The organism is Ochrobactrum quorumnocens (genome assembly GCF_002278035.1).
In the GTDB taxonomy this organism is placed as follows: domain Bacteria; phylum Pseudomonadota; class Alphaproteobacteria; order Rhizobiales; family Rhizobiaceae; genus Brucella; species Brucella quorumnocens.
The window spans coordinates 1,108,228-1,120,603 of sequence record NZ_CP022603.1 but is presented as its reverse complement, the minus strand read 5'-3'; the positions used below and the strand labels follow the sequence as shown (position 1 = coordinate 1,120,603).

Below are 12,376 nucleotides of genomic sequence, written 5' to 3'. Positions count from 1 at the left end.
ATTTATCCGCATTCCTTGCAGATCGCCAGTGTCTATGAGCATGCGAGAATATGACCGTTGTGTTCACACGATATTTTCTTTGGAAAACGGATTTGGGAGGAGATCTTAAGATCGTCTCCCAAATTGGTCTGTTTAAACACCTATCATCTGTCTGAGCTCCCGGTTCTCTCCAATTTTGAAACCGAAATTATCAGACATCTGACTCCGAATGACGAAGTAGATGTAATGGAAAGCATCAGCTCTTCCGCCAATCAGGCAGATGTCCTGACGGCTCCACTCCCATTCCAAGATGTCGAGTGTTTTTTCAAATTCTGATGATGCCGTTGCAGACCAGAAACTCGCTATACCATTGGATGTGAGAGCACTTTCGACTACAGTCAGACCGTGGTCCGCGTAAATTGCGTCATTGGTGCTTCGGACCAGAAAATCCGGGCCATTATCCGTATCCATCAAGATCAGATCATATGTGGCCGGGTTCTGATTTAACGTATCCATTACATCGCCGATGCGAATTTTCACGCGGTGGTCTTGAAGTGGGAAATCCGCCAAGTGACCAATACGAGAGTGATTCCACTCAACAATTTCAGGCACGAGTTCACAGACGGTGACTTCGGTATCAATTGGAAGGTAATCCAGAGCGGCCCGGAGCGTGAAGCCCATGCCCAGTCCGCCAATCAATACTCTCTTCGGCGAACGGCCGAGCAGTCTCAATGAGCGCTCCGCTAGAACGGTCTCAGATTGGAAATTGATGTTGGACATCAGTTCCAGTCCATTATATCGAATCTCGAAAATATCGTCTCTTTGACGCAAGAGAATTTCGTCGCCAGCATCATTGCTGGCACGCGCCAATTCAGTCCAGATAGCCATAATAAATCCCAAACGTTGGAACTACCGGTTGCCCGGCAGGACTTTTCGCATTCAGTGTGACTGGAATTTGAGGGTCGCTGCGGGTTTAAGCGCGCAGCAACCCAATGGCATCGTCCGATTTGGCATCCATCATCAGGGGGAAGGCCGACTGGTTATTCGAGATAACGAGTGAAAGCAGCGTATTTCGAAAGTTATTCGTCATATCCCCAGACTGAATTGCGCACCACGATGGTATGGTTCTGGCCCAAGTCTAGGAAATAGCCCGATCTTTTGCAAGTTTGTTGGCCGCAACCTCTCACGGCCAGATATTGATACCGTTTAAGGTCTGCAGCGGCGGACCAAAGATCTAGTTTTTCTGCTACGCTTCTTAATTATTCCGAGCTCTCCAAGCCGACCGCTGCCATACCCGCGATTGCTCGCTACCTCCGGCAGGTGCGTGCGGCCAGAAGCATTATTAACCGCTTTGGATTATGGGAATGTTGGCTGTTGCGGGCGTCGAGACACGCATAGTTTTGGGGCAAAGAAATCGATTAGGCCAAGGGCCAGGGGGACGTTCGAAATGGCGTCTGCATCAAATTGTGCCGACACTAAGATACTTTTTTGCCAAAGCCGGCGCCATAGTATCGGTGTCTAAAGGCGTTGCTAAAGATGTGTTTGAAACTCTTCGAATTCCCGACGATCGTCTTCATGCCCTTTACGACGCGGTTTTTAATCAGACTTTCGTGGAACAGTCGTTTGAAGCAGTCGAACATTCTTGGTTTTCAAATAGTGATATTCCTGTAATTCTGGCGGACGGTAATTTAAAGCCTCAGAAAGATTACGGAACATTATTGAAAGCCTCAACGAAAGTGCGAGTGCATAAAGAAGTGTGCTTTAGTTATATTGAGCCACGGGCCAATGCTTGCGGATCTCAAATCACGCGCACAAGAACTCAATATTGCTGATGGTATATCGTTTTGGGGGGTGTTCAAAACCCTTTCAAGTTCATGCGGCAAGCAGATTTGTTTGTGTTGTCATCGCGCTACGAAGGCTTGCCTGGAGTACTTATACAAGCACTCGTGTGGTGTCCCGTGGTGAGTACGAATTGCCCCAGCGGCCCCAGCGAAATTCTAATACCGAACAATACGGAATTCTTGTGCCGGTGGCAGATGTGGCCGCTTTAGCCAACGCTATACTGGCGCAACTTGATACACAACATGATCGCTTTTTGTTGGAACAAAGGGGAAGGTCTTTATCCGAAGAAGAAGCGGTAAAAAATTACAGAAATGTCCTCTTGTCCACTTAAGTACATGAGAATTTTGTTTTGCGGACGTTATATTCAGGTGAAGCAGCAGCTGGAGCGATGCCGACAAACATACTGAGCGGATCAATGATATGTTTGAGCACAGGATGGTGCACACGATGAGCGCAATCTTTAATTCGATCTGGGGATAGTCTCTGCACATCTATGCGCTATCTAACTCCTTGCATAGGTTTGGTTTCAAGGAGGAAGCGACAATGCAGCACAGAATCCACGAGAACATGGAAGTAATCGGAGCGGATGGCGTTCACGTTGGAACGGTTGATCGCCTTGAAGGTAATCGCATCAAGCTGAAGAAAACCGACAACTCGGAAGCCCACCGAAATCATCATCATTATATCGAACTTGGGTTCGTCGCTGATATAGAGAGCGACGATAAGGTCCGGCTATCAGCCAATGCAGATGTAGCGGTGACTCTCGAAGAAGAAGACTCCGGAAAACCGGTCGATCTTTGACAGTATGGGCCTCTCGAAAAAGGGAAGCGTTGTTTCCTTCGTAGGAACCGCGCTGCGTTTATCATGCGGGGCTCCGGTAAGGAGATGAAATTTCGACACTTTCGTTGTGATCTCGGACAATAACATACACATTGAATTTCGTGACTTGCTCTCGTTATTTAGAAAGCAGATTGTAATTGTCGAACATTCGATAAAGAAGGTAGGAAATTCATGATCAAGTTCAAAGCATTTACGTCTATGGGCGTGATAGCCTTGCTGTCATTTGCTCTGTCTGGGTGCGTGAGTGAATCGTATTCCTACGATGGCTATCGTGACTATGGTCCGACATATGGCGGTCTCTATTCTGGGCCTGAAATTATTTACCGCAGCGGACCAAGATACAATTCAAGGTATTATCGAGATAATCGTTATTATCGCGACCGATCATACCGAGATAGATCGTACCGAGACCGAAATCGCTCAAGACCGGAGCGGCGCACAGATTATTCGAGGCCGACCAATCGCTCCGACAAACGATTGATCGTTGTGCCGAGCGGCAACCAACCAAGCGGAACTGCCGAAAGCCAAGGAAGAATGCGTCTCTTCAAAAGAGAGTCTCACAATTAAAACCGGATTGAGTGCGCTCTTTTCCGATCAAATCTACATCGGAAACTAGCCCGGTGGACGAATTTTCCGCTACCGGGCTCCACACTTTTCGGAATGCTCCTTAGAGTTTGATCGTCGTTTCGCGCAACTTGATTGTCGGTGTGAGTAAAATCGAACGTTGTGGCACATCGGTTCCTAAAAGTGCGATGACTGCGTTCTCGGCTATTGCCTTAACAGGCTGCACAATCGTCGATAGGCGTGGTGTGGTAAGGCGAGCCAACGGAATGTCGTCAAAGCCAATGATGGAAATATCGCGGGGAATGGAGATGCCGTAATCGGAAGCCCCTCGCATAATACCAATCGCCTGCTGATCACTCGAGGCCGCAATTGCAGTCGGCAGCTCCTCCCGCTTTCGCATAAAGAGTTGCGCGGCCAGCGCCTCGCCGGAATTATAGTCGAAACCAGCTTCCAGTAATTCAGGCATAGGCATCTCTACCTCGCCAGATTGAATGGCGCGCTGGCAGTAATCCAGAAACCCCTTCCGTCGCTCAGCGGAAATTGTGAGGTTGGACGGACCAGAAATATAGGCAATCTTTCGGTGTCCTAGTCCAAGCAGGTGACGCGCTGCCAACTCTCCGCCTGCGTAATGATCGACCGCAACGAGCGGGTGATTGCCATAGGGGCGGTCAAGGGCAATTGTTCGAATTGAACCAGTCAAAGAGCTCGGAGAATGTGCATTGACAGGAATTATAAGAAAGCCTGCAGGCAGGTGAGCTCGTAGCCCGAGTATCTGTTGTTCTTCACGCGCCCGGTCGCCATGCGTATCCGCCAGCACCACAAGATGTCCATAGCTATAGGCGGCAGCTTCAATACGCTGGGCAAGCTCCGAGAAATATGGATTGGTTATATCTGGCAAGACAAGAGCGATCATGTTGGTGCGGTGCCGCCGCAAACCGCGTGCTAGGTTGTTGGGTCGGTATCCAAGCGCTGCGACGGCTTCGCCGACAGCTTCGCGCATCTTGGGTGTGACGGAAGGATTGTTGCTCAATACGCGCGAAACTGTGCCGACCGATACGCCAGCCCGTTTCGCAACATCCTTTATCGTTGCCATTAATGCCTGCCCCACAAATTGCATTTGCCTCCCGGCAAATCCCGAGAGGCAAGAGAATAAAGCACTTCCAGCAAAAATACGAAGCGGTTTTGCGTTGGATAATGCGTAAAAAACAAATAGATAGGACGAGCCCAGCGATGCAATCTTAACCGGAGCCGCCTTTAGTTTTATTTGTCGAACTTGATTGGCACCGGACGCTGCATTAAATCCACGTAGAGATCAAAGAAGCGCTTGTTGTCGAACTCTTTAACTACTTTCATCTTTTGCAATAGTGCTGTTGGCTGCTTCTGCCAATAACCAAGAGTGCGCCCGTAGCCCGGGCCAAAAGCGATATCGACGTCCATATAGAGATCGTCCACTTTCGTTGCGTAACTTGGGTCGATTGCATAGGCCAGGGCGAGGGTATCAAAGACGCTTGCGCCGGCTTTTGGATCTTTTGCAAAGATCTCGGCCATCCAGCTATCTGCAAAGAGTTTTTGAACTGGGCCGTCACCGGCGATCACTCGGTCAAACGTCTCTTTATCAAGTTGTGTAATATCGGTCACATCCAACGGAATCATAGCTTGTTCAATTGGCGCGCGCATGACGATACGTGCGGCTTCAGGATCGACCCAGACATTCATTTCTGCTGCAGGTGTCGTGTTGCCTTTGACATCGACAGCACCCGCCATGTAGACGATACGCTTGATAAGCGGCACGATTTCTGGGTTCTTGCGGATGGCGAGAGCGACATTCGTGACAGGTCCAATAACCAGAAGCGTTACTTCATTCGGGTTGGCCTTAACCGTATTGACTATAAAATCGACAGCGTCTTCTTTCTCGAGCTTTGCCTTCTTTGCAAAGCCATCGGGTGGGGCGATCAAGTCTTTTTCGGTTGGTTCAGGGCGATGAAAAGCTGTCTTGTAGCTTTCACCAAAACCGAACAGCGCTCGCTCGCTTTCAAAGCTGCGGGGATCATGAACCAACGGTAAGTTGGCTCCCGCATAGACGCCAACTTTGTCCTCAATGCCCAAGCGCTCCACGGCACGAAGCGCATCGGTAACTTCCTGCTTCAGCCAGTTATTGCCAGTGACAACAGTGACACCAAGGAGATCAATGGTGCCTTGTTTGTAAAGCTGTGCGGCCATGATCAAGACCTGACCATCGTCACCAATTGTGCTGAAATCGGTATCAATGATCATTTTTTCAGTGTCAGCCTGCGCCGGTAACGCGAGTAAAGTGCTCGCTGCGATACAAACAGCGGCTAAAATTCGTTTCATCGAAAACTCCTCCTTTTCTCCCAAAGGTCGAACTGCTCGTTCAGAAAAATGTTACATTATCCAAATGAAACGGTTCATTTGACAAACGTAACAATTGAAAATTCTCTTGTCCAGTCGTTCCGATAGCCTGTCATGAAAGGAAAATTGGTTCAGTATTTCAGTTAAATCGCCGAAATTGGGAGGTAGTTTGATGAAATCACGATTGCAAACAATGAACCGTTTCATATTGACTCGAAAATTCTATTCTGTTTTTGATTGAGCCTATGGTGGTCATGTTACAAGCACGGCTACTATTGGGTAGGAGACATGTTTCCCGGGCAAGCCGCTCGCGGGACAATTTTTGGGCCAATCGTCAAAATCGTCGCTGGTCTTGCCTAAGACGAAGAGCGACGGACGGGGAGGAAAGAATGCGCTTTAAAGCTTTTGTTGCCGCAGCAGCTGTGGCGAGTGGATTGATCGTAACTCCGGTAGCGAGTTTCGCTGCCGACAAACCGGTCGTCGGTCTTGTGATGAAGTCACTCGCCAACGAATTCTTCAAGAATATGCTCGAAGGTGCCCAGGCCCACAACAAGGAAAAGGGCACTTATAAGCTGAAGGCGGTGGGTATGCAGTCTGAAACGGACATCGAAACCCAGATCAACGCAGTCGAGAATTTCATCACTCAGGGTGTGAATGCGATCGTTATCGCCCCTGCAGATTCACGTGCATTGGTTCCCCCGCTGAAACGCGCAGTTGATGCGGGCATTGTGGTTGTAAACATCGACGTGGAACTTGATGCACAGGCCAAGAAAGACGCGGGCCTTGAGTTGGCATTTGTCGGCCCAGACAACCGTGCTGGTGCAAAAATGTCTGGTGACGAACTGGCCAGGGCGATCGGTAAAGGTGGCAAGGTCGTGATGCTTGAGGGAAATCCTGGTGCGGATAATGCCGTGCAGCGCAAACTTGGTTTTGACGATGCCGCAAAAGAGGGCGGTCTGGACGTGCTCGACTCTCGTACGGCTCACTGGGAAACCGAGGAAGCCAATTCGGTATTTACGAATATGCTAACCGCCCATCCCGATATCCAGGGCGTAATGGCAGCAAATGACTCGATGGCACTTGGTGTTGTTAAGGCACTTGATGCAGCCAAACGCAACGATATCAAGGTCGTAGGCTTTGACAATTTGCCAGCGATCCAGCCTGAAATCAAAGCTGGAAAGGTTCTGGCAACCGTTGACCAGTTTGGATCACAGATGGCTGCCATGGGTATCGACAAGGCGCTCGAAGTGGTTGCCGGTGGCGCACCACTTACAGGTTGGGTGAAAACCGATCTGGAGCTGATCACGGCTGATAAGCTGAAGTAATCTCAGTCGAGTGGTGGTTCCATATAAGTGGGACCACCATCATTCAACCGGAGAAAAGCCATGGGCGAGACCAGCGCTGACGCGCAATCTGCCCCGATCCTTTCACTCAAAGGAATTCGGAAACGCTTCGGTGGCGTTATTGCCCTCGACGGTGTTGATATTGAACTAAAGCCCGGTGAAATTCACGGACTTGTGGGTGAAAACGGTGCCGGTAAATCAACGCTGATCAAGATAATGAGCGGGATTATCAAGCGCGATGACGGCACCATGATGTTGGATGGCCAAGCCTATGCGCCAGCTTCGCCACGCGAGGCAAAACACGCAGGCGTTCAGGTGGTTCATCAGGAATTCAGTCAGCTTCCATATATGTCTGTCGCAGAGAACATCTGCTTCGAAAATCTGCCAAGAAATGCCTTTGGAATCCTTGATCGCTCGACCTTAAAGCAAAAGGCACGTGCTGCCCTCGATACTATCGGCCTTAGTGAAGTGGATGTAGCTATACCGGTTGAGCGTCTGGGTATTGCACATCGTCAGCTCGTTGAAATTGCTCGGGCATTGATGAGCGACAGCCGTATCCTGATCCTTGATGAACCAACAGCGGCTCTGACTGCACATGAAGCACGCCGACTTTTTGAACTCCTCGACCTTCTAAAAGCCCGCGGTGTGGCTATCGTCTTCGTTTCGCATCATCTGGATGAAATATTTGATCATTGTCAGCAAGTAACCGTCATGCGCAATGGCAAGACCGTGTTTACGAAGCCGATTAGTGAAACCAACAGCGACGATCTCATCCAAGGTATGGTTGGGCGCAATCTGGTCGACCCAATGCACGCGAAAGTTCCCTCCGCCGCGACTAAAGACATACTGCTGCGCGTGGAGAAGCTAAGACATTCAAGGTCTCCCAATCCAACGGGCGTGAGCTTCACCCTGCATAAGGGAGAAATTCTCGGTATCGGCGGACTGATCGGTGCCGGCCGTACTGAATTGCTGCGCGCGATCTTTGGCATTGATAAAGCTCTTTCAGGCGATGTGTTCATCGAAAGTGCAAAGACCCAGCTCCGCTCTCCAGCCGACGCAATTGAAGCGGGAATAGCCCTCGTAACTGAGGATCGCAAAGACGAGGGGCTGATTCTCGAGATGCCGATTGCTGCGAATATCAGTCTTGCGAACATGAAAGCTGTTTCGCGGTTCGGCCTTCTGGATCGCCAGTCGGAGTTGCAACTAGCAAAAGAAAAAGCTTCTGATCTGAAATTGAAGTTCGGTGCTCTTGGCGACCGGGTCGCCACATTGTCGGGCGGTAATCAGCAGAAAGTCGTTTTGGCCAAATGGCTCGCGCGCTCACCTTCGATCCTCTTGCTTGATGAACCCACGCGGGGCGTCGATGTAGGCGCCAAAGCAGAAATATATGCGTTGCTTCGTTCGTTCGCCGCTGAGGGAAGGGGACTGCTTGTTGTGTCTTCTGAGTTGCCGGAGCTTATGGCTCTGTCAGATCGTATCCTCGTGATGGCCAACCAAACGATTACTGGTGAACTGACACGCGAAGAATTCTCGGAAGAGCGAATTCTCAATCTCGCTTACAAAACTCTAAAATCTCAGCAGCATGCCTCAGAACAAGGAATGGCAGCCCATGGCTAATGTCGCTCCGAACCGCTCTTCTTCAATTCGGTTCGCAAATCTTTTGCGCGATTCTGGCATAGCCCTCGCGCTTGTGTTGCTTATCGTGGTGTTCTCACTCACCACGCAGCATTTTCTGTCCTTCAATAACATCACCAACATTCTCACCCAAGTGACTATCAATCTTATTCTGGCGATAGGTATGACCTTCGTTATACTGATAGGCGGTATTGATCTGTCGGTGGGGTCGCTTCTGGCTCTTTGTGCCGTGGTCGGTGGCACTGTAATGAATTTACCCGGACTTGGCGTTGTCGAAGCCGTTGCTCTTGCCACGCTCGCGTCGATTGCTGTGGGTATTGCTTGCGGATTTGTGAATGGCTTTATAAGCGCCTACTGGGGGCTGCCATCCTTCATCGTGACATTGGGTATGCTCAACATAGCGCGCGGTGCAGCACTACAGGTGACTGATGCGCGTGCGATCTATTCCTTTCCGCCCGCGTTCAATGCGTTTGGTTCGCAGACGCTACTCGGCATACCGCTGGCGTTTCTCGTCGCTTTGGCCATGGTGGCAATCGGTTGGTTCGTGCTTAATCGAACCGTTTTCGGACGTCTTCTGTATGGCATTGGCAACAATGAGGAAGCTGTGCGGCTGGCCGGGCATCCAGTATTCTGGTATAAAATTGCCGCTTTCACGATTGCAGGTGCAGCCGTGGGGATTGGTGCAATTATCTATATGGCGCGCCTGAACGTCGCGAGCCCAATCATTGGCATCGGTTTTGAATTGAACGCCATCGCTGCAGTCATCATCGGCGGTGTCAGCCTGACCGGCGGCAGAGGCTCCATTCTGGGTACACTTCTTGGAGCAGTGATTATCGGTGTGCTCGCCAATGGTCTCGTTTTGCTCGGCCTTAGCGACTTCATGCGTCAGATGATTACGGGATTTGTCATTATTCTCGCAGTCATTGTCGATAAATATCGCGAGCGTCTGTCGACTATTGGTTAGTTTTAAAACACCAGATTGCAATGTCTTCTAATAGGATTCTCTGGCCCCATATGTGGCCAGAGCGTTGATTGATACGGCATATCACGCCCTCAATATCGGGCGTCTTTCGGCTTTTTGCCGTTAGGCCAGTCTTTTATCTTTCCGGCGAAATCTGGCCTTGGCATGTGGGTGAAATACTCCGATACATCGATGGCTTCTTGATCGGTTAGAACACCACCCTGCCCTATGGGCAGGTTGTAGTTTTGCGCAGGTGGCATTGCATATTTTACGAACTGCGCTGCTTTATAGGTACGAGCGAGCCCTGCACCGATATTGAAACTTTCGTCACCCCAAAGTGGCGGAAAAATGTAATCGCCAGCCGCGTCCTTCATACCCTCTCCGTCAGCGCCGTGGCAGGTCGAACATTGCGCGGCGTAGATTTTTGCTCCGTCGGACGGATTTGGGACAAGACTTTCATCGATAAGACCCGCATTTCGGATCGCAACTCTTGTTCCCTTGGTCACACCTTGCCGGAGCCAATCCATATAGGCGACCATCGCAGACATATCGGGTCCCTCAGATGCCAGAGGTTTGCCGTTCATTGAACGTTGGAAGCAGCCATTGATGCGCATCACCAAATCAACTTCTTTCCCTGCACGCGGCATAACAGCAGGATAGAAATTGCTGCTGTTGATATAAGAGGCGACGTTATCAACCTTGCCCTGACCGATATGGCAGGAATTGCAGTTCAATCCATTGCCTACATTATTGGGAAGCAGGCGGGCTGTTTCATTAAGCAGGCGCTTTCCGTGCATGATTTCAGAAGCATTGGGTTCTTTCAGGATGTCACGATCCGGTGGAATGACATAGTTGTTAATCTGCGTCTTATCCTTGTCCAGCACTGCATAAGTCACGGGTGCTGGGGCGTCCAAGACTGGTCGAAGATGGTTGAAGAGGAAAGCACCGCCTGTTACCGCCACTGCGAAACCTACCCCGAGAACGACAAGAGCGGTGGTTTTCATTGCTTGTTCTCCGGAACATAGTGAACAGGTTTATGGGCAATTTCACGTCGCATTCGCGCGATATCCTGCTCTGTTATGACGCTTCCATGATTGCCCCAGCTATTGCGGACGAAATTGAGGATTTCAGCCACCTGCCAGTTAGGCAGGTTGGCGAAACCTGGCATGGTGAAAGTCATTTTATCCGCTGGGGTTTCAGGCGTTCTGCCACCAGTCAGTGTAACCTGAATGAGCGAACTTGGATCATCGGCGAAGACGATGGAGTTGCCTGCAAGTGCGGGATAAATGCGTGGGGCGCCTTTTCCGTCCATGCGGTGGCAGACAGAACACTGCTCGACATAAGACAAAGCACCGGGTGCAATGAAATCACCGGCTTTGAGCGCAGCAGTTGTGACATCTTCGCTTGGCTTCCATTGTTGCTCGCGTCCCTCACTTGGAGGGAGTGATTTCAGATAGCGAGCAATCGAACGTAAATCTTCTTCCTCAATATACTGGGTTGAGTGTTGAACAACATCAGCCATAGAGCCAAATGCAGCCGTCTGGTCTGTGCGTCCTGTTTTGAGGAAGGTGACAATCTCATCTTCTGCCCAGGTCGAAAGCCCCGTGTCCTGATCGCGTAAATTTTTTGCGTACCAGCCTTCAAGCACTGATCCGGAAAGGAAGTTTCCTTTTTGGTCGTTCTTTACGGCCTTTTCTTCGTAAGCCAATCCCCGTGGCGTATGACATGCGCCGCAGTGACCAAGTCCCTCTACAAGATAGGCACCACGCGCGATGGCTGGGTCTGTCTCTGCTGCGATTTCGAATGAGCGGGAATTTCCGAAAAATAGCTGCCAATAAGCCAGCGGCCAGCGCATACTCGTCGGCCAGGGCAATGTGCTAGGCTGGTTTTCCTGCTTTACGGCATCAACCTTCGACATGAAGAACGCGTAAAGAGCTTTGATATCGTCATCATTGACAACCGTGTAAGAGACGAACGGCATAGCCGGGTAAAGATGAACGTTATCCTTGCGCACACCCTGTCGTACGGCGCGTTCAAAGTCGCTATAACTATAATTACCAATTCCCGTTTGCGCGTCGGGCGTAATGTTGGTGGAGTAGATCGTGCCAAGCGGCGTTTGCATCCCCAAGCCGCCCGCAAAGCTTTTGCCGCCGGGTGCTGTGTGACAGGCCGCGCAATCACCTGCGTGTGCCACATATTCACCTTTGGCGATTAGATTTCTGTCGCTGACATCAACGGTGTTTTCCTGCCTTGGTATTAGCCAATAAGGCGTCGAAAGCGCAAAGAGCCATGCCGCCGCCAGCGCTCCCGCGCCCGCAACGCCCGCTTTCCAGATCAGTTTCATGTGCCTTAGCCCCCAAAGATATAGGAATAGCCAAGGGTATGCTGAAATCCGATCTAAACGGCATTGATTGGAATCAAATACTCAAAATTATGATGTGAGTAGATGTTAATTTCTACGAATGCCGAAAGTTGCAGAAGTTGTTCCAATGCACGCATTTCGACGTTTCCCATGGCCGTTCCATGAGCGTGTATGTTTCACAAGGCGAGAGATATTTTTACTCAGTAAGCCAGTTTGCTATTTGTTGCAAGAATGTATGCGTGAAGCCATGCCGGGCAAATAATTCCGCAGCTCGGTCTACGATCTCGGATTTTGTCGGCCTGAGCATCGACTTCCGCGACTTGAGCTAAATATCAGAGGCGGTCACTTCGCGTTCCCACATCACATTTAGACTGTAAGAAATCCGGAAGCCTTGCCCGCTATGTTTGAGTCAAATCAGCGAATTAGTTCGTTTTCCACAAACTAACACCTTCACTCAATGGTCCAGAAACAAGTGTTGCG

The 12,376-nt window shown here is 50.2% G+C and carries 11 protein-coding genes; 6 read left to right on the top strand and 5 right to left on the bottom strand.

The features are described 5' to 3' along the window. Positions 1 to 132: 132 nt before the first annotated feature. On the bottom strand, positions 133 to 867 hold the full coding sequence (locus CES85_RS05325) for a spermidine synthase (RefSeq protein ID WP_157743407.1): 735 nt from the start codon (positions 865 to 867) through the stop codon (positions 133 to 135). Between the two features lie 476 nt (positions 868 to 1,343). Here CES85_RS05325 and CES85_RS27065 point away from each other — a divergent pair, with 476 nt between their 5' ends. The 3 genes from CES85_RS27065 to CES85_RS05315 all read left to right on the top strand — a co-directional run bounded on the left by CES85_RS27065 (position 1,344) and on the right by CES85_RS05315 (position 2,622). Further along, entirely contained in the window at positions 1,344 to 1,811 is a 468-nt protein-coding gene (locus CES85_RS27065; protein WP_157743406.1) for a glycosyltransferase family protein, read from the top strand. Between the two features lie 12 nt (positions 1,812 to 1,823). Then, positions 1,824 to 2,030, top strand: a complete 207-nt coding sequence (locus CES85_RS28230; RefSeq protein WP_157743405.1) for a glycosyltransferase — start codon at positions 1,824 to 1,826, stop codon at positions 2,028 to 2,030. A gap of 334 nt (positions 2,031 to 2,364) precedes the next feature. Further along, positions 2,365 to 2,622, top strand: a complete 258-nt coding sequence (locus CES85_RS05315) for a DUF2171 domain-containing protein (protein ID WP_024897672.1) — start codon at positions 2,365 to 2,367, stop codon at positions 2,620 to 2,622. Between the two features lie 706 nt (positions 2,623 to 3,328). Here the strand turns inward: CES85_RS05315 and CES85_RS05305 are convergent. Beyond that, positions 3,329 to 4,318, bottom strand: coding sequence for a LacI family DNA-binding transcriptional regulator (locus CES85_RS05305; protein WP_167388249.1), 990 nt, complete (start codon positions 4,316 to 4,318; stop codon positions 3,329 to 3,331). Positions 4,319 to 4,485: 167 nt separating this feature from the next. Beyond that, complete coding sequence (locus tag CES85_RS05300; RefSeq protein ID WP_095444951.1) at positions 4,486 to 5,577, bottom strand: nucleoside hydrolase; 1,092 nt, start codon at positions 5,575 to 5,577, stop codon at positions 4,486 to 4,488. A 407-nt stretch (positions 5,578 to 5,984) separates the two neighbouring features. On the opposite strand from CES85_RS05300, the gene CES85_RS05295 reads away from it, so the two are divergent. From CES85_RS05295 to CES85_RS05285, 3 genes are read left to right on the top strand one after another with little or no spacing between them, the layout of a single operon-like run. Beyond that, a complete protein-coding gene (locus CES85_RS05295) occupies positions 5,985 to 6,920 on the top strand; it encodes a sugar ABC transporter substrate-binding protein (RefSeq protein ID WP_095444950.1) in 936 nt (311 codons plus the stop codon). 60 nt (positions 6,921 to 6,980) lie between these two features. Next, positions 6,981 to 8,555 carry a sugar ABC transporter ATP-binding protein gene (locus tag CES85_RS05290; protein ID WP_095444949.1) on the top strand — a complete coding sequence of 525 codons (1,575 nt, stop codon included), beginning with the start codon at positions 6,981 to 6,983 and terminating at the stop codon, positions 8,553 to 8,555. After that, positions 8,548 to 9,537, top strand: coding sequence for an ABC transporter permease (locus CES85_RS05285; protein WP_095444948.1), 990 nt, complete (start codon positions 8,548 to 8,550; stop codon positions 9,535 to 9,537). Before CES85_RS05290 ends, CES85_RS05285 begins: the two co-directional genes overlap by 8 nt. An 89-nt stretch (positions 9,538 to 9,626) precedes the next feature. Here CES85_RS05285 and CES85_RS05280 read toward each other — a convergent pair whose 3' ends face one another. Continuing rightward, a complete protein-coding gene (locus CES85_RS05280; RefSeq protein WP_095444947.1) occupies positions 9,627 to 10,538 on the bottom strand; it encodes a c-type cytochrome in 912 nt (303 codons plus the stop codon). Next, positions 10,535 to 11,878 carry a c-type cytochrome gene (locus tag CES85_RS05275; RefSeq protein WP_095444946.1) on the bottom strand — a complete coding sequence of 448 codons (1,344 nt, stop codon included), beginning with the start codon at positions 11,876 to 11,878 and terminating at the stop codon, positions 10,535 to 10,537. The genes CES85_RS05280 and CES85_RS05275 overlap by 4 nt, the downstream gene beginning before the upstream one ends. Positions 11,879 to 12,376 lie beyond the last annotated feature (498 nt).